Source organism: Microbacterium sp. 67-17, from assembly GCF_001898325.1.
Lineage (GTDB): Bacteria > Actinomycetota > Actinomycetes > Actinomycetales > Microbacteriaceae > Microbacterium > Microbacterium schleiferi.
In genome coordinates, this window is sequence record NZ_MKTR01000014.1 from 54687 (window position 1) to 80689 (window position 26003).

The following is a 26003-nucleotide window of genomic DNA, read 5'->3' on the forward strand; positions in this document are numbered from 1 at the left end:
TTGCGCGCGGGTTACGGTTTGCCGACCAGTCGGACTCGACCCCGCGGCTCAGCGTGCGGCGAGCTGCGCGTCGAGGAACTCGCGAACGTCGGCCAACTCCTGCTCCGAGACGCTGTGGGTGAGTCCCGGGTACGCACCGCCCGACAGGGTGGCATGGCCGGGGAGCCACTGCATCGTGTGCTCGACGAGCGCCGACGGGATGACGTCATCGTGGGTCCCGCGGCCCCAGAACACCGGCGGCTTACGCTCTGCCATCGCCGCATCGCCCTCGAGCTCGCCCGGGGCGACGTAGCCGCTGAGGTTGACGGCGAAGGCGAACCGGTGCGGCGCCAGTCGCAGGGCCTGCATTGAGACCGCGGCGCCCTGGGAGAAGCCGAGAAGCCCGACGGGGTCGTTGTCGGGGAGAGCGTCGATCCACTCGATGAGGCGATGCGCGGCATCCGTCACCCGTGACGGGTCGCGGCCATCCAGTCCCTCGATCGGGTACCAGGAGTAGCCAGGGGCCGGCCATGGCGGTGTGAGGGGGGCGCGAACAGCGGCGATCGTGACATCGGCCGGCAGGTAAGGCCGCAGCCCGAACAGGTCGCGTTCGTCGGATCCGTAGCCGTGCAGCAGCACCAGCAGCGGCCGTCCTGCGCGGTCCTCGGGCTCGGTGGACCAGAGGACTGTGTCGTCGGCGAGCGCCGGCGTGTCGATGTCACTCATGGCCTCAGGGTATACAAGAGACATGCCGGTACGGACCCCAGACCCCGACCCCAATGAGCGTGACGACGAGGGAACGCCGCGCGATCCGCTCGGCGGGATCGGCGCTTCGTTCGGTCGCACCGGGCATCCCGTCGGCGATGGGAGCTTCGGTTCCCCAGCACCCGACAGTGCCTCCAATCCGGGATGGCTCACCGATATCGAACTCGCAGAAGCTCGCCGGCGCCTGCCGATGCTCTATGTCGAGGCGCTCCCGGTGCGGACGGACGGCGTGGGTCTGGTCACCGAGGTCGGCATCCTGCTGCGCGCCACCCCGCTCGGTGAGATCACCCGCTCGCTCGTCTCGGGGCGCGTCCGCTACGGCGAGACGGTTCGCGATGCGCTGTTCCGTCACCTCGAGAACGACCTCGGACCGATGGCGTTCCCGCTGCTGCCGCCCCAGCCCGTTCCGTTCACTGTCGCCGAGTACTTCCCGATTCCCGGTGTGAGCCCGTTCTTCGATGACCGACAGCACGCGGTCTCTCTCGCGTTCGTCGTGCCGGTGACCGGCACCTGCGAGCCGCGTCAGGATGCGCTCGAAGTCACCTGGATGTCGCCGGAGGAGGCAGCATCCGACTCGCTGGCCGCCGAGATGGAGGGTGGCAGGGGAACGCTCGTGCGCCTTGCGCTGGCGAGCGTCGGCGCGCTGCGCTGACCCCCGGAGAGCCGATGCCCACCAACGTCCAGCTCGTCGAGTTCGCCGTCGGACTCCCCATCGCTCTGGGAATCTCCTACCTCATCGCGCTCGCGATGCGGCGGCTGTTTCGAGAACGCCTCCCCCTCTCGCTCTCGGTCATGATCCTCACCTCCGTCGTCGGAACCGCGATCGGACTGTTCATCGCCGGCTGGTTCGTCGTGGACGCGCGCCTGTGGACGCCGCTGACGTTGCTGATCGCATTCGGCTCCAGCATCCTGGTCGCCTTCGTCGTCTCGGGGCTGTTCGTCGGTCTTCGACGTGACCCCGGAAAGGTCGACATCGCCGCGGTACTGGCCGCCGGAGAGTCCGACCGCGTCGAGTTCAAAGAGACCGCGCGCTGGAACGTCCGGGAGAACAAGAAGGACCCGCGGATGGAGCAGGTGGTCGCCAAGACCGTCGCCGCCTTCCTCAACAGCGGGGGCGGCATGCTCGTGGTCGGCGCGAGCGACGACGGCGAAGCGCTGGGCCTTGACCGCGACCTCGAGACCCTTCGCACTCCGGATGCCGACCGCTTCGAGCTGTGGCTGCGCGACATGCTCTCCACGCTTCTCGGGCGCAACGCCGCGGCGTTGCCGATCGTTCGGTTCCCGACGGCACCCAACGGGGCAGTGGTCTGCGTGATCGTGTGTCCGCCTTCTCCGCGACCCGTTTTCGTGACGCAGGCGAAGGATGGAGCCTCGACGGAGCTGTGGGTTCGGGTGGGCAATTCGACCCGATCCTTTGCGGTCGACGAGGCCGTCGAGTACGTCGCGCGGCACTGGGGTCGCAGGCGCGTGCGGCAACGCTCGGCCGATCCCAAGCATCCCGCTACCTGATCGTCATCTGAGAGCGGTATGGTGTGTGCGCTCGGGGGAGATTGATCCCGCATGTCCCGGAGGACCGGATGCCCGACAACGCCCCATCTGCTCACACCGACGCATCGCTCTCGACGCCGTTCGATGAGCTCATGAATGCCGCGCCGGACGCCAGCTTCTCGCCGTCGCAGGGCGCTGGCTTCGCGACAGTGTTCCGCGGGTACGACCGCGATGACGTGGATGCGGCGGTCTCGCGGCTGACCGCGAACCTCGCCGCCGAATCGCAGCGCGCTACCGAGAGCGGTGCGCGCGCTGACGCCGCCGCAGAACGCCTCGCCCGGGTCGAGGGAGATCTCACCGCGGTTCGCGCCCAGCTGGCTGATGCCGAGGGGCGTATCGCCGCGCTCACGGAGGAACTCGCAGACGGGTCGGCGGCATCCCCGAACCGCCGCCACTTCGAAGAGGTGCTCCGGGTCGCCGAGGAGCAGGCGAGCACCATCATCCACAACGCCACGAACCAGGCCGACAAGCTGCTCCAGGCTGCCAGTGCCGAGGGTGACAGCCGTCGGGTCGAGGCCGAGGCTGATGCCGCACAGATCATCGCGCGCGCGAACAGCGACGCCGAGCAGGTCCGGCTTCGGATGCAGACGGAGTTGACGGCGCACACCGCTCGCCTGGAGCGCGAGGCAGCGGCGTCGGCGGATGCCGTCGTCCAGGCCGAGCAGGAAGCAGCCGCGATCCGCACCGAGGCTGAGAAGGCTGCGGCGACAACTCGCGCCACTGTCGCGCGAGAGACCGAGCAGTCGCGGGCCGCGGCTGAAGAGGCGGTTCGTGAGCTGCGGATGCGGGCTGCCGAGTTCGAGGAGTCGCTCACGCGCCGTCAGGATGACGCGCAGCAGGAGTTCCTGGTGCTGCACAATCAGGCTGTTGCGCACGCGGAGCGCATCACCACCGACGCGAACGCGCAGGTCGCGGCAGCGCTCGAGCACGCGCAGCGGATCACCGCGAAGGCCGACGACTTCGACAAGCTCATGCGCTCGCAGGCGCAGCAGATCGAGGCCGACGCGAGGGTGCGGGCGTCCGAGCACCTCGACCGTGCACGCGAGAAGGCGCAGCGCATCATCGACGCAGTGACGGCCCAGGCCGACACAGTGCTCCGCGACGCCGAGGATCGCACGCGGCAGTTGCGCTGGCAGCAGCATCAGCTCACGAGCTTCATGGCCGAGGTCAAAGAGATGATCCGCCCCGACGGTGTGAGCGGGTCGCCGCAGGACTCCGACATCACTCCCACCGCAGACGGCGGCGCCCAGCACGCGTAGTCTGGCCGAAGCCCGTGAGGGAGGTTCGGCATGGTCCAGGTACGCGTCGCCGGGGTGGCGATGGACTCGATGGGGCAGCACGTCATCCTGCTCAAGCCTCTGGATGATGCGCCCGGAACAGGCTCGATCGTTCCGATCTGGATCGGTGCTCAGGAGGCGACCTCCATCCTCGTCGCCGTCGAACACGCCGTGACACCGCGACCGCTTGCCCACGACCTCATGTCGGTGATGATCCAGCAGCTGCAGGCCGAGGTGACGCGCGTCGAGGTGACCCGGATCACGGACGGCACGTTCTATGCCGAGATCACCGTCGTCCATGGCGACCAGGTTCTCGTCATCGACGCACGACCCTCGGATGCGATCGCGCTGGCCTCGCGGACGGGGGCTGCGATTTGGGTCGCGGATGCCGTGGTCGAGGAAGCCGGCATGCCCGACATCCTCGACGAGGATGACGCCGAAGCGTCAGTCGACGAGTTCAAGCGTTTTCTCGACGAGGTCGATCCCGAGGACTTTCGCGGCTGACCGCCTCCGGGCTGGCGGCCGGAGCCCCGGTCGAGCCGCGCACGACCAGGGCCGTCGGCAGCTCGACGATACGCGGTTGGGGGTCTGCGCCGGCGGCGATGGCAACCAGCTCATCGATCGCGGCTCCCGCCATGTCGCGGATCGGCTGGCGAACCGTCGTCAGGGCAGGCTGGACCCACTTTGCCCCGCGAACGTCGTCGAACCCGACCACGAGCACGTCTTGCCCGACCCGCATGCCGAGGTCGGCGGCGGCGCGATACACGCCGATGGCCATCTCATCCGAGATCGCGAAGACGCCGATCGGCGCGGATGCCGCAGCCTCGCGCAGCGCCGGAAGGCTCGCGCGCCAGGCGCCCGGCGAACTCCAGTCCGCGCGAACCCGGTGGATGACGGCGGTCGGATGCCGCGAACGCACCGCGGCTTCGAAACCTTCCACGCGCGCGCGTCCGAAGCGGTAGGACGGTGCGGCATCCACGACGACGAACTGCTTGGCTCCGGCCTCGAGCAGGTGCTCCGCTGCCGCGGCCGCTCCGGCGCGGTCGGTCGTACGCACGCTGGTCAGTGACGTACCTGCTTCGGCCCGCGGATCCATCAGCACGAGCGGGATTCCCGCGTCGCGCAGGACGGCGAGCTGGGCGGCGGTGGGCAGGATCAGGCCCAGCACCACACCCGCTGAGCCGCGGGCTCGGATCCGCAGGGGCCAGTCATCGTCGGGGGTGTCTCGCTCCGCCGTGAGGACCAGGTCGAATCGATGGCGCGCTGCAGCGAGGTGTGCGCCAGCGGTGACCTCGTCGGCGTAGGGGTCGTGGAACCGCCCCAGTACGAGGTCGAACAGGCGCGACGTTCCCGTTCGCGGTCGCCCTCGGCGCACGCCGGTGGTCGAGTACCCGTACTGCTGGGCGACCGCCAGCACGCGTGCTCGCGTCTGCGGTGTCATCTCGCCCTTGCCTCGTAACGCGCGGGAGGCGGTTGAGACACTGACCCCGCTCTCGGCGGCGATCTGGGCGAGGGAACTCACGGGACGATTTTTGCGCAAAAGCGAGGACCTGCGCCACGGCCGCTGGCATTGTGGTGGGCGGATCGTGAGAGAAGGGCGATGTCGATGGGGATGTCGAGTCCACCCGTCCTGCGGGTCGCCATTGTCGGCGCCGGCTTCATGGGCAAGATGCACGCACACGCATGGCGCACCGCGCATCGTTTCTTCAGCCTGGATGCCATCCCCGAGATCGCCGTCCTCGTCGGGCGGGACGCGGCACGCACTGCCGATGCCGCCCGCGAGTTCGGGGCGCTCGCCGCGTCGACCGACTGGCGGGAGGTCGTGGCGCGTGCAGATATCGACGTCGTCGACATCTGCACGCCCGGTGACACGCATGCCGAGATCACGCTCGCGGCACTGGCCGCCGGAAAGCACGTGCTGTGCGAGAAGCCGCTCGCCAATAGCGTCGTCGACGCCGAGCGGATGGTCGTTGCGGCAGCTGCAGCCCCAGACCTCGTCGCGATGTGCGGATTCAGCTATCGCCGCACCCCTGCGCTGTCGCTTGCGCGTGAGCTCGTCACTGCAGGGCGGCTGGGTGAGATCCGGCACGTCCGGGCACAGTATCTGCAGGATTGGTTGAGCGACCCCGACGCCCCCTTCACCTGGCGACTGGACAGGGAACGCGCCGGCTCGGGCACTCTGGGCGACATCGGCGCGCACAGCATCGACACCGCCCAGTGGCTCAGCGGGGAGCGGATCACTGCCGTGTCAGCGCTCACACGAACCTTCGTGACCGATCGTCCCGAGCTCACGGAGCAGGTCGGGCTCGGCGGACGAGCCGTTCAGGGTGCATCCCGACGTGACGTCACTGTCGACGACGCAGCAGCGTTCACCGCCACTTTCGCAGGCGGCGCAATCGGGGTGTTCGAGGCAACCCGCATGGCGACCGGCAGGCGTAACGCCAACCGCATCGAGATCAACGGATCGCGCGGCTCGATCTCGTTCGACTTCGAACGCCTGAATGAGCTCGAGTTCTATGACGCCACCGATCCGGCAGGCGAGCAGGGCTTCCGTCGCATCCAGGTCACCGAGCCTGAGCATCCGTACGCGGCTGCGTGGTGGCCGGCGGGCCACGGCCTCGGGTACGAACACGGCTTCACGCACCAGATCGTGGACTTTGTGCGGGCGATCACCGCCGGCACGACACCGTCACCCTCGTTCGCTGAGGCGGCTCAGGTCCAGCGTGTGCTCGCTGCCGTGGAAGACAGTGCGGCGCGAGGCAGCATCATGACGGCTGTGGAAGGAGCACCCTCATGACCACCAGACACGCTCTCGTCGTCCGCGGCGGGTGGGACGGCCACCGTCCCGTCGAGGCGACAGGCCTCTATATCCCTTTCCTGGAGGCGAACGGATTCGCGGTGCGCGTCGAGGAGTCGCCCGACATCTATGCGGATGCCGCCGTGATGGCCGCCACCGATCTCGTGCTGCAGTGCGTCACGATGTCCGAGATCTCGCAGGATGCCCTGACGGGACTGCGCGCGGCGGTGAGAGCTGGTCTTGGGCTTGCCGGTTGGCACGGGGGGATCGCCGATTCGTATCGCAACAGCTCCGACTACTTACAGCTGGTCGGCGGACAGTTCGCGACCCATCCGTCGAAGAGCCCCGACCGGTGCACGGGCGACCAGAGCGACAACTATCTGCCGTACACGGTCGAGATGACAGCGCTCGGGCGCGAGCACCAGATCACGGCGGGAATCGCCGACTTCGAGCTGACCACCGAGCAGTACTGGGTACTGCACGATGACCTCAACGACGTGCTGGCGACCACGACGCATCCAACCCAGCCGTACCATCCCTGGCATCGGCCGATCACCTCGCCCGCGATCTGGACGCGGCTGTGGGGAGAGGGGCGCGTCTTCGTCGCGACACCCGGGCACAGCCTGGATGTGCTCGAGGATCCGAACGTCCGCACGATCATCGAGAGGGGACTGCTGTGGGCAGCACGCACGGCATCGGCGTAGTCGGACTCGGCGTCATCTTCGCCCAGTATCGTGAGACTCTCGTCGGGCAGAGCGATGTCGCGCTCGTCGCGGTTGCCGACCTCGATGAGGCCCGTGCCCACGAGGTAGCCGCGACGATTCCCGGATGCCGCGCTCTGCGCGTCGGGGAGCTGATGGCAGACCCCGCCGTCGACACCGTGCTGAACCTCACGATCCCGGCAGCGCACGCCGAGGTCGCGCTGGCAGCGCTCGCGGCAGGCAAGAACGTCTACGGTGAGAAGCCGCTCGCGGCGACCTTCGAGCAGGCCCAGCAGATCATGGCGGCCAGTGGGCAGGCGTGGGTCGGCGGCGCGCCCGACACGGTGCTGGGGACCGGCATCCAGACAGCCCGGCAGCTCGTCGACTCGGGGCGGATCGGCCGGCCCCTCGCGGCGACGGCCACGTGGGTCGCTCCGGGACACGAAGCGTGGCATCCGAACCCCGACTTCTACTACCGCGAGGGCGGCGGACCCCTCATGGACATGGGTCCGTACTACCTGACCTCGCTCGTTCACCTGCTGGGTCCCGTCGAGAGTGTGAGCGGAGCATCTTCGCGCAGCAGAGACACCCGAATCATCGCTTCCGGGCCGCGGGCTGGACAGGAGATCCCCGTCGAGGTCGACACGTATGTCACGGGGACACTGCGACACGAGGGTGGTGCCATCTCGACAGTGGTCTTCAGCTTCGACAGCGTCGCCACGCACGCCGCGCCCATTGAGGTGCACGGGCAAACGGGTTCGATCGCGGTTCCCGACCCGAACATGTTCGAGGGCGACGTACAGGTACGGATGCTGGGAGCAGCGGAGTGGCAGACCGTTGCCCCGTCGGCAGGCTACGGCGGCGCTGGGCGCGGCATCGGGCTCATCGATCACGTCCGCACCGGGGCCGACCGCGCGAGCGGAGCCCTTGCCCTGCACGTCCTCGAGATCATGACCGGGCTGCTGCGCTCTGCGCGAGAGAACTGTTCTTTCCCCCTCACAACAACGGTGCAGCGACCGGCGTTGGTTCCGCTGACCCCCGCATCCGACTGGAGATGATCCCATGACCGAAACCGCACGCGCCGTCGTCGACCTCGACGTCACCGGCGCCACGATCAACCGCCACCTGTATGGGCATTTCGCCGAGCACCTCGGCCGCTGCATCTACGACGGATTCTGGGTCGGCGAGGACTCACCGATCCCTAACGAGCGCGGCATCCGTCTCGACATCGTCGAGGCCCTGCGCGCCGTGAACATTCCGAACCTGCGATGGCCCGGCGGATGCTTCGCCGACGAGTACCACTGGCGGGACGGCATCGGCCCCCGTGAGCAGCGACCCCGGATGGCGAACACCCACTGGGGTGACGTCATCGAGAACAACCACTTCGGCACTCACGAGTTCATGGACCTCTGCGACATGCTCGGCGCCGACCCCTATGTCAACGGGAACCTCGGCAGCGGCACCGTTCAGGAGATGAGCGAATGGGTCGAGTACCTCACGCGCGACGATGACAGCCCGATGGCGCGGCTGCGGCGCGAGAACGGTCGCGATGAGCCGTGGAAGGTGCCGTTCTGGGGTCTCGGCAATGAAGCATGGGGATGCGGTGGCAACATGTCGCCGGGGCACTACGCGCAGGAGGCCCGCCGCTACGCGACCTTCTGCCGGAATCACGGCGGCAACGAGCTGACCCGCATCGCCGCCGGCGCCAACGAGGGTGACCTGCGCTGGACGCGTGCCCTCATGGAGGCGGTGAACTGCCTCGGGTGCACGAAGGACGACAACCCCGTCTACCAGGCGATCTCGTTCCACTACTACACGCACTCGGGAACGGGCATCAACACCGAGGATGCCGCGGGTTTCACCGACGATCAGTACTACCGGACCATGGCGTACGCGGCCGGGATCGAGCGGATCCTCGCGTCCCACGTCGCGCTGATGGACGCCTACGACCCGCGCGGGCGCATCGACCTCGTCTGTGACGAGTGGGGCACGTGGTGGAACGTCGAGGAGGGAACCAATCCCGGATTCCTCTTCCAGCAGAACACCGTGCGTGATGCTCTGGTCGCGGGCCTGCACTTCGACATCTTCCACCGGCACGCGCGGCGGCTGACGATGGCCAACATCGCCCAGACCGTCAACGTGCTACAGGCCATGATCCTCACCGACGGCGAGAGCCTGGTCCTGACCCCGACCTACCACGTGTTCGAGATGAACAAGGGACACCAGGATGCGTTGCAGCTGGGTGCTCACATCCTCGAGGTGCCGAGCGAGACGGTGGGGGATGAGGACCTGCCGTTGCTGTCGCTCTCGGCATCCATCAAGGACGGGGCAGCCCTGATCTCGCTCACCCACCTGGCGGCACACGACGACCTGGACGTCAGTATCGATCTGCGTGGCCGTGCAGCCTCGGTCGCCCGCGCGCGGGTGCTCACCGCCGAGACCGCAGCGGACTTCAACGACCCGAGCGCGCCCGACCGGGTCGCGCCGGTGCCGCTGGAAGCGCGAATTGCTGACGGCGTGCTCTCGGTGCGGCTTCCGGCTCACTCCTTCGCAACCGTCGAACTCGACCTCGCCTGACCGGCCCCGCGCGACGCGTCTCAGGCGTTCGTGGCGCGGGCGATTGCCTCGATCAGGGTGTCGATGTCGGACTCGGTGGTGTCGAAGCTGCAGACCCAGCGCACCTCGCCGACTGAGGCATCCCAGTCGTAGAACCGGAAGCTCTCGCGGACGCGGTCGGCGGCTCCCGCCGGCAGAGTGGCGAAGATTCCGTTTGCCTGGGTCTGCTGGGTGAACCCGACCCCGCGGATGCTGCCGGCGGCGATCGCCTCCTCGAGCCCACGCCGCAACCGCGCCGCCATCGCGTTGGCGTGCCGTGCGTTTCGCAGGAACAGATCGGCCTCATACAGCGCGATGAGCTGGGCCGAGACGAACCGCATCTTGGAGGCCAGCTGCATGTTCATCTTGCGCAGGTAGTGGAGCCCCACTGACGCCGAGTCGGTGAGCACGACGATCGCCTCGGCGGCAAGCGCTCCGTTCTTGGTCCCTCCGACGCTGACGACATCGACCCCGACATCCGTCGTGAAGGCGTGTAAGGGGAGGTCGAGGGCCGCAGCGGCGTTCGAGATGCGAGCGCCGTCCATGTAGAGCAGCATCCCGCGCTCGTGGACGTGGTCGGCGATCGCCCGGATCTCGGCCGGCGAGTAGAGCGTGCCGAGCTCGCTCGACTGGGTGATGGCGACCACCAGCGGCTGGGCGCGGTGTTCATCACCCCACCCCCAGGCCTCGGTGTCGATCAGCTCGGGTGTGAGCTTTCCGTCGGGAGTCGGGATCGTGAGCAGCTTGATGCCGCCGACCTTCTCGGGTGCTCCGCCCTCGTCGCTGTTGACGTGTGCCGTGGATGCCGCGATCACCGCTCCCCACCGGGGCAGCATCGACTGCAGCGCCGTGACATTCGCGCCCGTGCCGTTGAAGACCGGGAACACCTCGACGCGCTTACCGAAGTGACCAGCGAACACGCCGCGGAGCCGTTCGGTGACCGAGTCCGCGCCGTACGCGGGCTCGTGGTCGACGTTCGCAGCGGTGATCGCCGCGAGTACCTCGGGATGGATGCCGGAGTAGTTGTCGGAAGCGAAGCCGCGGGCGTGGACGGGTGTGCTGGTCACCGTCTCAGCCTACGGTTCGCGCGGACGCGCCCGGTGAGCAGGTCATGCGTCGCCAGCCCGGATGCCGGCCGTCGAGGCGATCACCGGGCGCATCTTCTTCTCGAGCGCCTCGTAGAACATCGACAGCGGGAACTCGTCGTCGAGGACGGCATCCGTGTAGCCCGACAGCGGGCCGGCGAGGACGTCGTCGGGGAGTCCCCGGTTCCACCGCGAGGCGGGGTGCGGCGGAAGCGTCTCGCGAATGAGGTCGTAGGCCGCCAGCCAGTGGACCGGCTTCGGGCGGTCGATCGAGGCCCAGTACAGCTCGTCGATGCGGTCGGCCAGGGCGACGACGGCGTCGGTGACCGCCTCCCAGTCGATCGTCAGGGCGGTGTCTGTCCAGTGGAGCACGCCGCGCTGATGCAGCCAGGCGAACAGGAGCTGTCCGCCGAGCCCGTCGTAGTTGCGCACCCGCGAGCCCGTGATGGCGAAGCGGAAGATGCGGTCGAACACGACGGCGTACTGCACCAGTCGCGCGTGCTCGAGGGACTCCTCTTCGGCTGCACTGAGCGTCTCGCCACGGTCGCTGCGGCCGTGGAGTCGGTCATGGATCCGCACGCTCTCGCGAAACGCCGTGAGGTCGCAGCGCAGCTCTTCGAGCGCGTACAGGAAGTACGGCATCCGCTGCTTGATCATGAACGGGTCGAAGGGTAGATCTCCGCGCATGTGCGTGCGGTCGTGGATGAGGTCCCACATGACGAACGTGCGCTCCGCGAGGGCGGCGTCATCGAGCATCCGCGCGGCATCGGCAGGGAGCTCGAGCTTGGTGATCTCGGCGGCAGCGCGCACCACCCGGCGGTAGCGGGCTGCCTCACGGTCCTGGAAGATCCCACCCCACGTGAAGGTCGGGATCTCGCGCATTGCCACGGTCTCGGGAAAAAGCACAGCCGAGTTCGTGTCGTAGCCCGAGGTGAAGTCGATCAGGCGGAGCGAGACGAACAGGGCGTTGCCGTAGTCAGTGCTCTCGAGTTCGGCGATGAACGCGGGCCAAATGGCCTCGACCAGCACAGCCTCGACGTGGCGCTGCCTCGACCCGTTCTGCGTGTACATCGGGAAGACGACGAGGTGACGGATGCCGTCGACGCGATGCTGCTGTGGCTGGAACTCCACGAGCGAGTCGAGGAAGTCTGGGATGCCGAAGCTGCTCTCGCTCCAGCGGCGGAAGTCCCGGGTGAGGGCGGTGAGGTAGGCGGCGTCATGGGGGAACTGGGGTGCCAGCTCCTCGACGGCGCGCACGATCGTTGCAACGTTCTCGCGGGCGGCGGCGTGATGCGCGGCATCCGGGATCGAACCGTCAGCGGCCTGCAGTGGGTGCAACGCTTCGGCGGCAGCCTTCAGCTCAAGCCACGCCGGCGAGGTTTCGATCGACCCAGCCAGCTCGGCCGGAGCGAGGGGTGCGGGGGACGACAGGGTCGACATGAGGCCTCCGAACGGGTAGTCGCTCGCGAGTCTAGAATTTCTCCGTAGTCCGCGCTGACTAGCAGGAATTTTTCCGGTACTGACGGGTTGCGACGGCTAGTCTTGCCACCATGGCCACGGACGCACTTCCCCCACGCCTGGATGACGACACCGACGCCCGGATCCTGCGCGCCCTCTCTGCGAACGCCCATACGACCCTCGCGGACCTCTCGGCGGCGGTCGGTCTGTCGGTGTCGGCCGTCCAAGCACGGGTGCGCCGCCTGGAGAGCCGCGGGATCATCACGGGATACCGCGTCGTGGTCGATCCCGAGGCTGTCGGCAAACCGCTCGCCGCGTTTGTTGAAATCACTCCGCTCGACCCCGCCCAACCCGACACCGCACCCGAGATGCTCGCTCATCTGGAGGAGATCGAGGCGTGTCATTCGGTTGCGGGAGCTGCTAGCTACATCCTGCTCGTACGGGTCGCGACGCCCCGCCACCTTGAGTCCCTGCTTCGCGACATCCGGTTGGCTGCCAATGTGAGCACGCGAACCACAGTGGTGCTGCAGACCTTCTACGAGCATCGTCCGATCGCGCCGGTCGCCCGAGGCTGACGGGCGCGACAGGCTCGGGCGAGAGTGGATGCCGGACCGGCCGAGCGCCCTCGGCCGGTCCGGTTGGAACTACTGTCCACCCTCGGTCAAGGTGACCTCGATGGGGGTGTAGGTCGCCGAAACGTCGTACCCTTCCTCGACGAGCTCCGCGAGAGCTTGCTCGATGTACTCGTTGGAGTATGCCGACGCCGGCGGCTCGGCCGTGATGAGGTTCAGCCCGTCCTGGTTGACCGCCGAGAGGGCGCCGGCGACAGTCTTGTCCCAGGCTGCCGGGTCCATCACGCCGAACTCCGAACCGTTCCAGATGAGCTTGTTGACCTCGTTCATCATCCACTCCTGGTGCACAGGTCCGACCGGGAAGGCGGCTTCGGCGTTGATCGCGTAGTCGTAGGTGATCGCTGCAGCCTCGACGGGATTGTCGCGGGCGTAGATCCAGCCCTTCGCGATGGCCTTCAGGAACCGCACTGCCGCGTCGGCGTATGCCGGGTCGGATGCGAGGCGCTCGGTGTCTGCCCAGATCGCGTCCTGCAGCATCGCGCCGTCGGTCTCCTCGTACGAGATGACGTTGAGGTCCTCGAGTGTGTACAGCTCGCCTGTCTCGGGGTTGACGGTCTCGAGCACCTGCGCGAGCTCGTTATAGGTCATGGCCTGTGCAGCGTCCACATCGCCATCCAACAGCGCGTTCATGCTGAAGTCCTGCGTCGTGATCGACACCGTCGTGGAGTCGAGGTCATCGGCTGCCATCGCCGCGAAGATCTCCCACTCGTTGCCAAAGCCCCACGAGCCGATGCGCTTACCTTCGAAGTCGGCAACCTCGGCGATGCCCGAGTCGGCCCATGAGACCTGCGTCGTGCCGGATTCCTGGTAGACCTGCGCGATGTCGGTGAGCTCGACGCCGGTGGCCTCGAGGCTGCCGAGCACCTTCGGAACCCAGGCGATCGCGAAGTCGACGTCTCCCGCAATCAGGGCGTCCTGGGGGACGATGTCGCCGCCGGAGGGGATGATCTTGACATCGTCGAAGCCCTCCTCCTCGAAGTAGCCCTGGTCGAGGGCGACGTAGTAGCCGGCGAACTGCGCCTGCGGTAGCCACTGCAGCTGCAGGCTGACAGTGGTGAGCGGATCGAACTCGCCGCTGTCTTCTGTGGTGACTGGGTCGGACGAGCCCGCGCACGCCGCCAGTGTGAGCGCGGCGACGGTGAGTGTGGATGCGGCGACAAGGCCGCGTCTGGTGCTGTGTCTCACGGTGTTCCCTTCTTCGGTGGGGGTGCTCTCTCGGTGGTGCGGGTGGTGCTCGATGCCGGTCAGGCCGGCATCCTTCGGGTCGCCAAGCGCTCCAAGAGCGAGGTGACCAGGAAGAAGACGAGGCCGATGATGATGCCGCCGAGGACGAACGCCCACGCCAGGGCCGCGCGCCCCGATTTCGCGTACGTCGCGATCGCGGTTCCGATGCCGTCGGCTGGCCCACCGAAGTACTCGGCCACGAGTGCCGCGATGACCGCGAGTGAGCTTGCGATACGCAAGCCCGTCATGAGGTACGGCAGGGCTGTCGGCAGGGTCAGCAGGCGGAAGGTCTGCCCGGGCGTTGCCGCCGAGGCCCGGAACAGGTCTCGGTGCACGGGCCGGCTCTGGCGCAGCCCGCGCAGCACATTGATGAAGACGGGGATGAACGCGGCAAGCCCCGCCACGGCCTGCCTGCCGAACTGGCTGGATGCTCCGAACATCGTGTTGAGCACGGGGGTGATCGCGACGATCGGAATGACCGCGAGGGCTGCGACGATCGGCGCAAGCATCCCGTCGAACTGTCGGATCGCCGCGGCCAGCGCCGCCAGCGCGATCGCGACGAGCGAGCCGACGACGAGTCCGATCAGGGCGTTGGTGGCGGTGACCACCATCGCCTCCGTGATGATGTCGGCGTGTGCGATGAACTCTTGCACGATCGCGACCGGGCTCGGCAGCATCCGGGGCGCTGCAGCTGCCACATCCACATAGAGAATCCAGGCGGCAAGGCCGAGGATCCCGACACCGACGGGTGCAGCGATCCGTGCCCACCCCGGCAGGGGGCGGGCCGACATCGTCGTGTCGCGCAGGCTCATCTCTCGTTCGCTCTCTCGACCTTGGTGCCGTGGAGGGCCTCTCGCACTGCCGTGACCCGCTCGAAGTACGCGGGTGACTCGCGGAGGTCCTCGCCCCGGCTCGAGCCGAGCCCGATGGGGACGATCTCGGTGATGCGGCCGGGCCGGGGACTCATGACAACGACCCGATCCGAGAGGAAGACGGCCTCAGGGATCGAGTGGGTGACGAAGACGACTGCCGCGCCGGTCTCGGCGGCGATGCGCGTGAGTTCGGACTGCAGGTATTCGCGCGTCATCTCATCCAGCGCTCCGAACGGCTCGTCCATCAGCAGAAGGCGAGGGCGTGCCGCCAGAGCGCGGGCTATGGCGACGCGCTGCTGCATGCCGCCGGAGAGTTGGTCGGGATAGCGGTCGATGAAATCCGAGAGTCCGACAAGGTCGGCCAGCTCCTGCACCCGCGCGTCGCGGGAGGGCTTGGCCGTTCCATGTAGCTCGAGGGGAAGTGCGATGTTTCCCGCTACCGTGCGCCACGGCAACAGCCCCGCCTGCTGAAAGGCGATGCCGTAGTCCTGATCGATGCGGGCCTGGTGGGCGGCCTTGCCGAAGATCTGCAGCTCGCCCGTCGTCGCACCGTCCAGATCGGCGATCAGCCGCAGCAGCGTCGACTTCCCGCAGCCCGATGGTCCGATGAGGGAGACGAACTCACCCGGCGCGACATCCAGGTCGACCCCGGTGAGTGCGGTGACGTCTGCGCCCGAGGTCGGGAAGACCTTCCCCACGTCTCGGGCGAGGACGGCAGGTGTCTCGGGTGCTGTCGAAGGCGTACTCATGCGGTTGCCTCTCCTCGTCGGTAGCGGTGCAGACCCACCCCGATCAGGGCGACGGAGCCGGCAGCGATCAGGCCCAGCGCGACCGAGCCGAAGATGGGCCCCCACGGGGCGGCAGGGTCGCTGGATGCTTGACCGGCGAGCTGGATCAGCATCCGTCCGATGCCGCCGCGCATGCCGATCGAGACCTCGGCGACGACGACCCCGAGCACAGCGTTGGCAGCCGCGAGGCGCAACGCGGGAAGCAGATGGGGGACCGCTGCAGGAAGGCGCAGGTGACGGAGAGTCGCCCAATAGCCGACGGCGTAGGTGCGCATCAGGTCGACGTGGATGCGGTCGGGCGCTTCCAGGCCCCGCAGAGCCCCGATGGCAACGGGAAAGAACGCGAGATACGAGGCGATGACGGCGACCGAGAGCCACTGCGGCCAACTCGTTCCGCCGCGATCGATCTGGTTGCCGATCGCGTTGATCACGGGCGCGAACGCGATGAGGGGGACCGTTTGGCTCACGACGATCCACGGCAGCAGGCCCCACTCAAGAAGCTGCCACCGCTGCATGACAAGAGCCAGCGCTCCGCCCACGGCGACGCCGAGTACCCAGCCGACCGCTGCGATCCCGAGCGTCGTGAGTGCAGCGACGGCGACGGTCGCGATGAGGGGCGGTGTGTCGCCACCGCTGGTGGGCGCGACAAGTCTTGCGAGCATGTCCCACACGTGAGGCATGGCGCGATCGTGGGTGCGCGGCAGGATCATGAGCCCCGAGCCGGTCCGCCCCTCGACCGCGCCGATCGTGACGCCGTCGGCAGGCCCGAGGAACTTGTAGCCCTCCCACAGCAGGATGATCGCAAGCACACCGAGGTTGCCCCACCCGAGCCCCTCGATCCGCCCCCGCATTCCCGCTTGGTTCATTCGCTCGCGTCGATCCCGTCGGCTCGGCTTCTCATGACTTTGCCGTGACCTTCTCGCGCAGGGCCGGGATCACCGTCTCGCCGTATGCGCGAAGGGTCTCTTCCTTGTTGTCGTGCTGCAGGTATCCCGCGAACTGCGTGACCCCGAGTGCCCGCAGCGCCTTCAGCTTGGCGATGTGCTCGTCGGGGGTGCCGAGGACGCAGAACCGATCGACGATCTCGTCGGGAACGAAGTCCACGTGGTCGTTGTGGCTCTTGCCATGCGAGTTGTAGTCGTAGCCGGTGCGGCCGGCGATGTAGTCGGTGAGTGCCTGCGGCACAGCGCCATCGGTGCCGTACTTCGCGACGATGTCGGCGACGTGGTTGCCGACCATCCCGCCGAACCAGCGGCACTGGTCGCGCATGTGCTCCCGGTCCTCTCCGATGTACATGGGAGCGGCGACACAGAACGCGATCGACTCCGGGTCGCGGCCCGCTGCAGCGGCGGCATCCTTCACCGTCCGGATCATCCACGCGGCAATGTCGAGATCCGCCAGCTGCAGGATGAACCCGTCGGCGACCTCACCGGTGAGCTTGAGGGCCAGCGGACCGTAGGCGGCGACCCAGACATCCAGTTCCGACCCGGCGCTCCACGGGAACTGCAGCGTCGCGCCGTTGTATTCGACGGCGCGGGAGTTGGCGAGCTCCCGGATGACGTGGATCGACTCGCGCAGTTCCTGCAGCGTCGAGGGCTTGCCGCCCGTGACCCGCACGGCCGAGTCGCCGCGGCCGATGCCGCAGATCGTGCGGTTGCCGTACATCTCGTTGAGGGTCGCGAACACGGATGCCGTGACAGTCCAGTCCCGCGTTGCGGGGTTCGTGACGAAGGGGCCTACCGTGACTTTGCGCGTCTCAGCGAGGATCGCCGAGTAGATGACATACGGCTCTTCCCACAGGAGGTGGGAGTCGAAGGTCCACACGTGGCTGAACCCGTGGGCTTCGGCGAGCTTGGAGAGCTGGATGACGCGCGACGCGGGCGGGTTGGTCTGCAGGACGACACCGAAATCCATGGACTTACCCCTGTTCCCGGTCGTTGAGCGAGCGAAGCGAGACGAAACGCACGATCACACCAGGTACTGACTCAGGCCGCGCTTGACGAAGCTGCCATCGCCCTTGCGGCCGAGGTACTGGCCGTCATCGACGATGACCTTGCCCTTGGAGATCACGGTGTCGACGTGTCCGTCGATCTCAAACCCCTCCCAGGCCGAGTGATCCATGTTCATGTGATGGGTCTTGTTCAGGCCGATCGAGGTGTGGCCGTTCGGGTCGTAGACGACGATGTCGGCATCCGCCCCGGGCTGGATGACGCCCTTCTTGCCGTACATCCCGAACATGCGTGCCGGCGTCGTGCTGGTGAGCTCGACCCAGCGCTCGAGGGTGATCTCGCCCGTCACGACGCCCTGATACATGAGGTCCATGCGGTGCTCGACAGAGCCGATGCCGTTGGGGATCTTGCGGAAGTCCCCGAGGCCCAGGGTCTTCTGATCCTTCATGCAGAACGGGCAATGATCGGTCGAGACCATCTGCAGATCGTTCGTGCGCAGAGCCTGCCACATGTGGTCCTGGTGGCCCTCGGCGCGGGAGCGCAGCGGCGTGGAGCACACCCACTTCGCGCCCTCGAACTCTCCCCACTGCTCGCTCGATGCCCCCAACTGCTCTTCGAGCGAGAGATAGAGGTACTGCGGGCAGGTCTCGCCGAACACGTTGAAGCCGTTGTCGCGAGCCGCGGCAAGCTGCTCAACAGCCTGCTTGGCCGAGACATGCACGACGTACAGGGGCGCTCCGGTGATGTTCGAGAGCATGATGGCGCGGTGGGTGGCTTCTTCCTCGGCCTGCCACACGCGGGCCTTGCCGTGGAAGTAGGGCGAGGTCTTGCCGGCGTCGACGAGTTGCTGGGCGAGGACGTCGATGACCGGCCCGTTCTCGGCGTGCATCATTGTCAGCAGCCCGGTGTCGGCGGCGACCTGCATGGCCTTGAGGATCTGCGCGTCATCCGAGTAGAAGACCCCCGGGTAGGCCATGAACAGCTTGTAGCTCGTGATGCCTTCGTCGACCAGTTTGGGCAGGTACGCGAGCGAGTCGTCGTCGATGCCGCCGACGATCTGGTGGAACCCGTAGTCGATCGCGCAGTTTCCCGCGGCAAGCTCGTGCCACGCCGCGAGACCGTCGGGCACCTTCGTGCCGTACGTCTGCACGGCGAAATCCACGATGGTCGTCGTCCCGCCCCAGGCCGCAGCCCGGGTGCCGGTCTCGAACGTGTCCGAGGCTGACGTGCCGCCGAAGGGGAGCTGCATGTGTGTGTGGGCGTCGATGCCGCCGGGGATGACGTACTTGCCGCCCGCATCGACGACGGTGTCGACGGATGCCGCCAGGTTCGTCCCGAGCAGTTCCGAGCCGGGCGCGAGGACGGCGACGATCCTCTCGCCGTCGACGAGGACGTCGGCTGCTGCCCGCCCGGTGGCGGAAACGACGGTGCCGCCGGTGATCAGTGTCGTGCTCACGGTGCGGAGATCCCTTCGTAGCTGTCGGGGCGGCGATCGCGATAGAACTGCCAGTCGTCGCGCATCTCCTGCACCATGTCGAGGTTCAGATCACGGATGAGGACCTCTTCGTGCTCGCTCGATCCCAGCTCTCCGACGAAATTTCCGCGGGGGTCGATGACCTGGCTCGTCCCGTAGAAGGTGACAGCCTCGTCGCCGTACTCGTTGTCTTCCCGGCCCACACGGTTTGGCTGAAGAACGAAGTAGCCGTTGGCGACAGCGGCGCAGGGCCCCTCGACCTCCCAGAGCCGGTTGGACAGGCCGGGCTTTGTCGCGTTGGGGTTGAAGACCATGTGCGCACCGTTCAGACCGAGTTCGCGCCACCCTTCGGGAAAGTGCCGGTCGTAGCAGATGTACATGCCGACGGTGCCGACCGCGGAGTCGAAGACGGGATAGCCGAGGTTGCCGGGACGGAAGTAGAACTTCTCCCAGAACTTCTCGACGTGGGGGATGTGGTTCTTGCGGTAGGTGCCGAGCACGGTGCCATCGGCATCCACCAGCACTGCCGTGTTGTAGTAGACCCCGGTCTGTGCTTCCTCGTAGATCGGCAGCACCATCACGGTGCCGAGCTCTTTCGCTACCGCGGCGAACCGCTGCACGATCGGGCCGTCGACCGGCTCGGCATAGCGGTAGTACTTCTTGTCCTGCGTGATGCCGAAGTACGGGCCGTAGAAGAGCTCTTGGAAGCACACGACCTGTGCACCGTCGGATGCTGCATCCCGGGCGAACTGCTCATGCTTGTCGAGCATGGAGGCTTTGTCGCCTGTCCATGTGGTCTGCGTGATGGCCGCTCTTACCGTCGTCATATCGGGTACTCCCTCCGCTTCGGCGGGCGAGCCGACCGGCCCACTTCTCGCCATCCTGGGTCCTCGACGTTTCCCCACCGTTTCGTGTCATGTCGGGGTGGTAACCGTTCGGCTCGACGAGGTTGTCCTCGATCATGCGCCGTTCCGGGGCGGAAGGCGAGGGTTTTGGATGTCGGTGCCCCGCAGTACGCTTCCCGGCATGACGACTCCCGCCCCGGCGGACCCCACCGACGCCGCGCGTACGCGCCTGTTCGGAACCGCGAACGAGCGGACCTTCCTGCACGTGCTCGTGAATACGGCTGCCGCGAACATCACGACGAGCTACCTGTGGTTCGCACTCACGTTCTGGGTGTACCTCGAGACCCGCTCTGTGCTGGCTACCGGGATCATCGGCGGCACCTACATGCTGCTTCTCGCCGTTTTCGCCATGTGGTTCGGGACGCTCGTTGACCGCCATCGCAAGCACCGGGTGATGGTGTTTTCGGCTGCCGCGACCCTGGTGGCTTTCCTGATTGCCGGCGCGCTCTATCTCGCTCAGCCCGAGTCCGCGCTCGTCGACATCAGTGGCCCGTGGTTCTGGCTGTTCGCCGGCATCATCCTGCTCGGCTCCATCGTCGAGAACATGCGCAACATCGCGCTCTCGACGACGGTCACGCTGCTCGTGCCCGAGGAGCGGCACGCGAATGCCAACGGCCTCGTCGGCACGGTTCAGGGCATTGCGTTCATCATCACGAGCGTCTTCAGCGGACTGTCCGTGGGCCTGCTCGGCATGGGCTGGACGCTGCTCATCGCGATTGTGGCCACGGTGATAGCGGGGGTCCATTTGCTCCTGCTTCGGATCCCCGAGGACCAGCCGACGGCATCCGTGGGTCGAGGGGTTGACCTCCGCGGTGCCATCACCGCGGTGAGACTGGCACCCGGGCTGTTCGCGCTCATCATCTTCTCGACGTTCAACAACCTCATCGGCGGGGTCTACATCGCCCTGATGGACCCGTACGGCCTGACCCTGTTCAGTGTCGAAGCGTGGGGACTCGTGTTCGGGGTCGCCGCGACAGGGTTCATCGTCGGCGGCATCGTGATCGCGAGGTTCGGGCTCGGGCGCAATCCCATTCGCACGATGCTGCTCGTCGTTGTCGGAATGGGGATTCTCGGTGCCCTGTTCACGATCCGCGAGTGGTGGTTGCTCTACGCGGTTGGTATTTGGCTCTACATGGCTCTCGTGCCGGCCGTCGAGGCATCCGAGCAGACCGTCATTCAGAAGGTCGTGCCTTTCGGTACTCAGGGCCGCGTCTTCGGGTTTGCGGCGGCCTTCGAATCGGCGGCGGCCCCCATCACAGCCTTCCTCATCGCTCCCATCGCTGAGTTCTGGATCATCCCGTACATGGAGTCCCCCAGCGGTCAGCAGACGTGGGGCTGGCTCCTCGGGGATGGGGAGGCGCGGGGGATTGCGCTCGTGTTCGTCTTCGCCGGGCTTGCCATGGTCGTCATCGCCCTGCTTGCGTTCACGACCCGGTCGTACCGCCTCATTACGGCGCAGTACCGGGCAGCGCCTGAGGCTGAGGCTTCACAGGCTGAGGCCCCCGAGCCTGAGCCCGAAGCGGAGGTCGCGGGACCGACGCCGTCGCCGTAGGCGGTCAGGCCCGAGCACATACATCTCGAGATGGACGCGGTGCGGGCTGCGCGTTCCGTAGCGTGAGTGGGGTGAGACGCACCGGGATCTTTCGCGAACTCCTTCCCTACCAGGTGGCTACCGATGTCACCGTCGCGGGCGTCTTCGGGCTGCTCTGTATTCCGCTGGAGCTGACGGTCGGCGGCTGGGCTGCCGAGTCGGCGCTCGCGACGGTACTGATGTGTGTCCTCTTCGGGGCGGCGCTTGCGGTTCGTCGGCTGTCGCCGCTTCTCGCGCTCGGCGCGGCCTGGATCGCGGCGATCGTGCAGATGCTCCTGCTGCGGCCGCCCTCATTCGTGGATGTCGCGATCTTCGCGGTGCTCTACGCGACGGCGGCCTACGGGACTGTGCTGGTGTACTGGCTCGGGTTCGCATCGGCGATCGTCGGGGCGGCAGTGATCACCGCGTACCTCTTCGGCACGCAACTGCTGAGCGTGTCCTCGTGGAGCGTTCTGCCCTTGGCTGCTGCTGTCCTCGTCGCGGCAGGGTTCGCACTGCTTCTGGCCTGGACGGTGGGAGCTCTCGTCCGGACGTCGCTGCGTGCCCGGCGCACCCAGCGTGAGCGTGAGCGTGCCGAACGGGGACGCATCGAAGAGCAGGAACGTGGTCGGATCGCCCGCGACATGCATGATGTCGTTGGTCATTCGCTCGCCGTCATCATCGCCCAGGCTGACGGGGCTCGGTACGCCGCCGATGCCGATCCGCGGGCGGCGAAGGATGCCCTCGCGACGATCTCGACGACGGCACGCAGTGCACTCGCGGATGTTCGGCTGCTGCTCACGCAATTGCGCCACAGCGAAGGTGTCGCACCCCAGCCGATGCTGAACGACCTCGAAGGTCTTTATGCGCAGGTGCGAGCTGCTGGGCTCGCGGTGCGCGTGGATGTCGAACCGATGCCTCCCGCGACCGTGCCGGCTGCCGTGCAGTTGGCGATCTACCGGGTGCTGCAGGAGGCTCTCACCAACGCCATCCGCCATGGCGCCGGAGATGTCGAGGTGACGATGCGCTGGCTCCCGGACCGCCTGCACCTGTGGGCGTCGAATCCGGTCGATCGGCTGGTCGGTCTGCCAGAGCCGGATGCGCTTCGCCCGATCGAGTCGGCCGAAGTGCGCCACGGTATCGTCGGCATGCGCGAGCGTGCGCGGCTGGTCGGTGGGGCAGTGGAGGCCGGGATGGTCGGGGAGATGTGGGTCGTGCGTGCGACCTTCCCTTTCGCTGTGGAGCCGGAGCGTCGAGAGTCGGCGGCACGATGACCGACCAGAGCAGTGCGGGTCGCGCCGTCATCCGCGTCGCTCTCGTGGATGATCAGGCGCTCTTTCGGGCCGGCATCCGCATGGTGATCGCCTCACAACCCGACATGGCAGTCGTCGGCGAGGCGGGGGACGGTCAAGCAGCCCTATCGATGGTGCGAGACACGCGGCCGGACGTCGTGCTCATGGACATCCGGATGCCGGTCATGGACGGCCTCGAGGCGACGGCGCACCTGCTGCAGGACCCTGACGCGCCGCGGATCGTGATGCTGACGACGTTCGACCTCGATGAGGCGGCGGCTCGAGCGATCCGTGGCGGCGCGAGCGGGTTCCTCCTCAAGGATGCCGAACCCGAGTTCGTCCTCGCCGCCATCCGCAGCGTGTATGCCGGTTCGGCGGTGATCGCGGCGACGGCCACGGCGCAGCTGTTCGCGCACTTCCGGGATGAACAGACCCGCCCCGCACCGCGAGCGTTCGGCGAGCTGACCGAGAGAGAGCGCGAGATCTTCGGTCTCGCCGCTCGCGGCCTGTCCAACGCCGAAATCGCCAGCCGCGAGTACCTCTCGGAGGCGACGGTGAAGACGCACATCAGTCGCATCCTCGGCAAGCTGGGGCTGCGTGATCGTGTCCAGCTCGTCGTCTTCGCCTATGAGCACGGCCTTGTCTGACCTCTCCCGCATATCGAGTCCTCCGCGAGGGGTCACAACACGCCGCATGTGGTGGCGTCTGTGCGGCATGTTGCGACCCCTCACGTGAGGCGGATGCCGCGGAATCATCCTTTCGATGGATGCCGGCGAGACTTCGGGATGACGCGGGGGCGGGGGCCTGATTCCTAGCGTCGGAGATATGAAGATCACCACGACGCAGATGGGCCTGGCGGCCCGCGTAGAGAACCTCGGCAAGACCTACGGCACCGGAAGCGGAACGGTCAGGGCGCTCGATGACGTCACTGTCGGCATCCGTCGCGGGGAGTTCACCGCGATCATGGGTCCCTCGGGCTCGGGCAAGTCGACTCTCATGCACATCATGGCTGGGCTCGATGCCCCGACCGCCGGGCGGGTGTGGATCGGCGACACCGACATCACCGACCTCGGTGACCTCGAACTCACGATCCTCCGTCGTCGTCGCGTGGGCTTCGTGTTCCAGTCCTTCAACCTCGTGCCGACCCTCGATGCGCTGGGGAACATCCTGTTGCCCTTCGACCTGGACGGCCGTGCGCCGAGCGTGCTCGAGAAGGCGCGCATCGACGGGCTCATCGACGCACTCGGGCTTCGGTCGCGTTTGAATCATCGGCCGCACGAGCTCTCGGGCGGCCAACAGCAGCGTGTTGCCATCGCCCGCGCCCTGGCTACCGCCCCGGATCTGCTCTTCGCCGACGAGCCGACGGGTAACCTCGACTCGCGCTCGGGGCGTGAGGTGCTCGCGTTGCTGGCCGAAGCGAGCCGCACCCGCGGGCAGTCGATTGCCATGGTCACGCATGACCCGGTCGCTGCCAGCCACGCCGACCGCGTACTGTTCCTCGGCGACGGACGCCTCGTCGCAGACAAGCCCGCGCAGACCGCCGAGCAGATCTCGGCCCACATGCTCGCAGCAGACGGTGACGACACCCTCGTGCAGACGCGGCGTGCGGAGGTCGGCGCATGAGCGCCGTCGCGGCATCCGTCGAGCAGGCGACCCTGCACGTGCCGCGCGCCCGCACCAGCTTCGCGTGGCTCCGTGAACGCGGGATGGGGGCGAGCATCCTGGTCGCTGCAATCTCGACGGTGTTCGGGGTCGTGCTGATCGCCACCACCGACTTTCTGGCGGCGATGCTGCGCGCGGACCCCTACATCGGTGACAGTGGAACCCTCGCCTTCATCCTCGGATTCCTGACGCTGCTACTCGTCGCGCTCGCGGTCTATGTGGCCGGCATCGTCACGGCCAACACGTTCGCGACCGTCGTTGCCGGACGATCGCGCCAGATCGCCCTGCTGCGCCTGATCGGCGCGTCGGCGAGGTCGCAGCGAGCACGCGTGGCCTCCCAGGGCCTGATCGTCGGCGTGCTCGGTGCGGCGATCGGTACGGTGCTCGGGATCGTCGTTTCTGCCGCGGGAGTGCAGATCGCGATAGTCCGACTCGGGTTGGATGCCGTCCACGTGGCGCCGGTCACACTGTCGATGCTGCTGCCCGCCGTGATCGTGGCGCTCACCACGTGGCTCGCGGCGTGGATCGGTTCCCGGCGAGTTCTCACCGTCACCCCGCTGCAGGCAGTGTCGGGCTCGGTTCCCCTCGCCACCGATGAGGTCATCGCTCGGCGGGGGAGGCACGCTGTCGCCGGCATCCTGTTCGCCCTCGGGGCGGTCGCGCTTGCCGCGGGCATCTTGCTGGGTCTCGTCTCACCGCTCGGTGTCGTGGTCGCCTTCGCCGGTGGAGTCCTCTCGTTCACCGGCATCACGATGGCAGCCCCGCTGGTCATGCCTCCGGCGCTGCGCCTGGTCGGCCGGGCGCTCGGTCGCTCCGCTCCTGCGCGGCTCGCGGTGCAGAACGCCTATCGGAATCCCGAACGCTCAGCTCGGACATCGATCGGCATCGTCATCGGCGTGACTCTCGTGACGATGTTCGCGGTGGCGATCGAGTCGGTGAAGGCGGTGCTCACGGCCAACGCGGGGGGCGAGCTCGACCCGGAGCTTGCGAGCATCATGGACACGTTCGCGGCGATCATGATGGGGCTCGTTGCAATCTCGGCAGTGATCGCGGGAGTCGGGCTCGTGAACCTCCTGACCCTCGGGATCATCCAACGCACCCGGGAGCTGGGGCTCCTGCGCGCCCTCGGCGTTTCCATCGCGCAGATCCGCCGCATGGTGCTGCTGGAGGCAGTGCACGTAACGGTGACCGCGACTGTCCTGGGAGTTCTGCTCGGTATCGCCTACGGCTGGGCCGGTGCGCAGTCGCTGCTCGGCAGCGTTCCCACCAACCCCGACGGGGTCACGCCGGCGGGCATCGTTTGGCCTGCCGTGCCGCTGGGGCCCCTCCTGGTGATTGTCGCGGCAACGGCGATCCTCACTGTCGCCGCATCGGTTACCCCCACACGCCTGGCGACCCGCGTCGCGCCGGTGGCGGCGCTGAGCGAGTAG

General features: G+C 67.4%; 25 protein-coding genes. 14 read left to right on the forward strand and 11 right to left on the reverse strand.

All coding sequences use genetic code 11. The features are described from left to right. Window positions 1–48 precede the first annotated feature (48 nt). The gene (locus tag BGO47_RS06065) at window positions 49–705 is read right to left on the reverse strand and encodes an alpha/beta hydrolase-fold protein (protein WP_292709556.1); all 657 of its coding nucleotides are present in this window, start codon (window positions 703–705) and stop codon (window positions 49–51) included. 22 nt (window positions 706–727) lie between these two features. Here BGO47_RS06065 and BGO47_RS06070 point away from each other — a divergent pair, with 22 nt between their 5' ends. The 4 genes from BGO47_RS06070 (at window position 728) to BGO47_RS06085 (ending at window position 4073) form a co-directional block, all read left to right on the forward strand. After that, a complete protein-coding gene (locus BGO47_RS06070) occupies window positions 728–1396 on the forward strand; it encodes an NUDIX hydrolase family protein (RefSeq protein ID WP_292709558.1) in 669 nt (222 codons plus the stop codon). A gap of 14 nt (window positions 1397–1410) precedes the next feature. After that, complete coding sequence (locus BGO47_RS06075; protein WP_292709560.1) at window positions 1411–2253, forward strand: ATP-binding protein; 843 nt, start codon at window positions 1411–1413, stop codon at window positions 2251–2253. A gap of 68 nt (window positions 2254–2321) precedes the next feature. Next, complete coding sequence (locus BGO47_RS06080) at window positions 2322–3551, forward strand: cell division initiation protein (RefSeq protein ID WP_292709562.1); 1230 nt, start codon at window positions 2322–2324, stop codon at window positions 3549–3551. 30 nt (window positions 3552–3581) lie between these two features. Next, entirely contained in the window at window positions 3582–4073 is a 492-nt protein-coding gene (locus tag BGO47_RS06085; RefSeq protein WP_292709564.1) for a bifunctional nuclease family protein, read from the forward strand. On the opposite strand, the gene BGO47_RS06090 is transcribed toward BGO47_RS06085, so the two are convergent. Beyond that, complete coding sequence (locus BGO47_RS06090) at window positions 4027–5091, reverse strand: LacI family DNA-binding transcriptional regulator (RefSeq protein WP_292709566.1); 1065 nt, start codon at window positions 5089–5091, stop codon at window positions 4027–4029. The genes BGO47_RS06085 and BGO47_RS06090 overlap by 47 nt on opposite strands. 90 nt (window positions 5092–5181) lie before the next feature. Between BGO47_RS06090 and BGO47_RS06095 the strand changes: the two genes are divergently transcribed. Genes BGO47_RS06095 through BGO47_RS06110 form a run of 4 tightly spaced genes read left to right on the forward strand, consistent with a single transcriptional unit; the run spans window position 5182 to window position 9644 of the window. Beyond that, entirely contained in the window at window positions 5182–6366 is a 1185-nt protein-coding gene (locus BGO47_RS06095; RefSeq protein ID WP_292709568.1) for a Gfo/Idh/MocA family oxidoreductase, read from the forward strand. Further along, complete coding sequence (locus BGO47_RS06100) at window positions 6363–7070, forward strand: ThuA domain-containing protein (RefSeq protein WP_292709570.1); 708 nt, start codon at window positions 6363–6365, stop codon at window positions 7068–7070. The genes BGO47_RS06095 and BGO47_RS06100 overlap by 4 nt, the downstream gene beginning before the upstream one ends. Beyond that, the gene (locus BGO47_RS06105; RefSeq protein ID WP_292709572.1) at window positions 7043–8125 is read left to right on the forward strand and encodes a Gfo/Idh/MocA family oxidoreductase; all 1083 of its coding nucleotides are present in this window, start codon (window positions 7043–7045) and stop codon (window positions 8123–8125) included. Before BGO47_RS06100 ends, BGO47_RS06105 begins: the two co-directional genes overlap by 28 nt. Before the next feature lie 4 nt (window positions 8126–8129). Then, window positions 8130–9644 (forward strand): alpha-L-arabinofuranosidase C-terminal domain-containing protein, encoded by a 1515-nt coding sequence (locus tag BGO47_RS06110; protein WP_292709574.1) that lies wholly within the window; start codon window positions 8130–8132, stop codon window positions 9642–9644. A gap of 20 nt (window positions 9645–9664) precedes the next feature. Here the strand turns inward: BGO47_RS06110 and BGO47_RS06115 are convergent, their stop codons facing one another. Both BGO47_RS06115 and BGO47_RS06120 read right to left on the reverse strand, forming a co-directional pair. Beyond that, window positions 9665–10729: an aminotransferase class I/II-fold pyridoxal phosphate-dependent enzyme gene (locus tag BGO47_RS06115; protein WP_292709576.1), complete on the reverse strand. Its 1065-nt coding sequence runs from the start codon at window positions 10727–10729 to the stop codon at window positions 9665–9667. Window positions 10730–10771: 42 nt separating this feature from the next. Beyond that, entirely contained in the window at window positions 10772–12187 is a 1416-nt protein-coding gene (locus BGO47_RS06120; protein ID WP_292709578.1) for a DUF6421 family protein, read from the reverse strand. 137 nt (window positions 12188–12324) lie between these two features. Here BGO47_RS06120 and BGO47_RS06125 point away from each other — a divergent pair, with 137 nt between their 5' ends. Continuing rightward, window positions 12325–12780, forward strand: a complete 456-nt coding sequence (locus tag BGO47_RS06125) for an Lrp/AsnC family transcriptional regulator (protein WP_292709942.1) — start codon at window positions 12325–12327, stop codon at window positions 12778–12780. A 69-nt stretch (window positions 12781–12849) separates the two neighbouring features. On the opposite strand, the gene BGO47_RS06130 is transcribed toward BGO47_RS06125, so the two are convergent. From BGO47_RS06130 to BGO47_RS06160, 7 genes are read right to left on the reverse strand one after another with little or no spacing between them, the layout of a single operon-like run. Beyond that, window positions 12850–14022 (reverse strand): ABC transporter substrate-binding protein, encoded by a 1173-nt coding sequence (locus tag BGO47_RS06130; protein ID WP_292709580.1) that lies wholly within the window; start codon window positions 14020–14022, stop codon window positions 12850–12852. A 59-nt stretch (window positions 14023–14081) separates the two neighbouring features. After that, complete coding sequence (locus tag BGO47_RS06135; RefSeq protein ID WP_292709582.1) at window positions 14082–14873, reverse strand: ABC transporter permease subunit; 792 nt, start codon at window positions 14871–14873, stop codon at window positions 14082–14084. Beyond that, entirely contained in the window at window positions 14870–15682 is an 813-nt protein-coding gene (locus tag BGO47_RS06140) for an ABC transporter ATP-binding protein (protein ID WP_292709584.1), read from the reverse strand. The genes BGO47_RS06135 and BGO47_RS06140 overlap by 4 nt, the downstream gene beginning before the upstream one ends. Further along, a complete protein-coding gene (locus BGO47_RS06145) occupies window positions 15679–16572 on the reverse strand; it encodes an ABC transporter permease subunit (RefSeq protein ID WP_292709585.1) in 894 nt (297 codons plus the stop codon). The genes BGO47_RS06140 and BGO47_RS06145 overlap by 4 nt, the downstream gene beginning before the upstream one ends. Before the next feature lie 46 nt (window positions 16573–16618). Further along, entirely contained in the window at window positions 16619–17635 is a 1017-nt protein-coding gene (locus BGO47_RS06150; protein WP_292709587.1) for a TIGR03842 family LLM class F420-dependent oxidoreductase, read from the reverse strand. Window positions 17636–17689: 54 nt separating this feature from the next. Next, window positions 17690–19126 (reverse strand): dihydropyrimidinase, encoded by a 1437-nt coding sequence (hydA, locus tag BGO47_RS06155; RefSeq protein ID WP_292709589.1) that lies wholly within the window; start codon window positions 19124–19126, stop codon window positions 17690–17692. Then, the gene (locus BGO47_RS06160) at window positions 19123–19971 is read right to left on the reverse strand and encodes a nitrilase-related carbon-nitrogen hydrolase (protein WP_292709591.1); all 849 of its coding nucleotides are present in this window, start codon (window positions 19969–19971) and stop codon (window positions 19123–19125) included. The genes hydA and BGO47_RS06160 overlap by 4 nt, the downstream gene beginning before the upstream one ends. Window positions 19972–20170: 199 nt before the next feature. Here BGO47_RS06160 and BGO47_RS06165 point away from each other — a divergent pair, with 199 nt between their 5' ends. The 5 genes from BGO47_RS06165 (at window position 20171) to BGO47_RS06185 (ending at window position 26003) form a co-directional block, all read left to right on the forward strand. After that, on the forward strand, window positions 20171–21601 hold the full coding sequence (locus BGO47_RS06165) for an MFS transporter (RefSeq protein ID WP_292709593.1): 1431 nt from the start codon (window positions 20171–20173) through the stop codon (window positions 21599–21601). A 71-nt stretch (window positions 21602–21672) separates the two neighbouring features. Further along, complete coding sequence (locus BGO47_RS06170) at window positions 21673–22893, forward strand: histidine kinase (protein WP_292709595.1); 1221 nt, start codon at window positions 21673–21675, stop codon at window positions 22891–22893. Next, window positions 22890–23558 (forward strand): response regulator transcription factor, encoded by a 669-nt coding sequence (locus BGO47_RS06175; RefSeq protein ID WP_292709597.1) that lies wholly within the window; start codon window positions 22890–22892, stop codon window positions 23556–23558. Before BGO47_RS06170 ends, BGO47_RS06175 begins: the two co-directional genes overlap by 4 nt. 178 nt (window positions 23559–23736) lie before the next feature. Then, entirely contained in the window at window positions 23737–24534 is a 798-nt protein-coding gene (locus BGO47_RS06180) for an ABC transporter ATP-binding protein (protein WP_292709599.1), read from the forward strand. Next, window positions 24531–26003, forward strand: a complete 1473-nt coding sequence (locus tag BGO47_RS06185) for an FtsX-like permease family protein (RefSeq protein WP_292709601.1) — start codon at window positions 24531–24533, stop codon at window positions 26001–26003. The genes BGO47_RS06180 and BGO47_RS06185 overlap by 4 nt, the downstream gene beginning before the upstream one ends.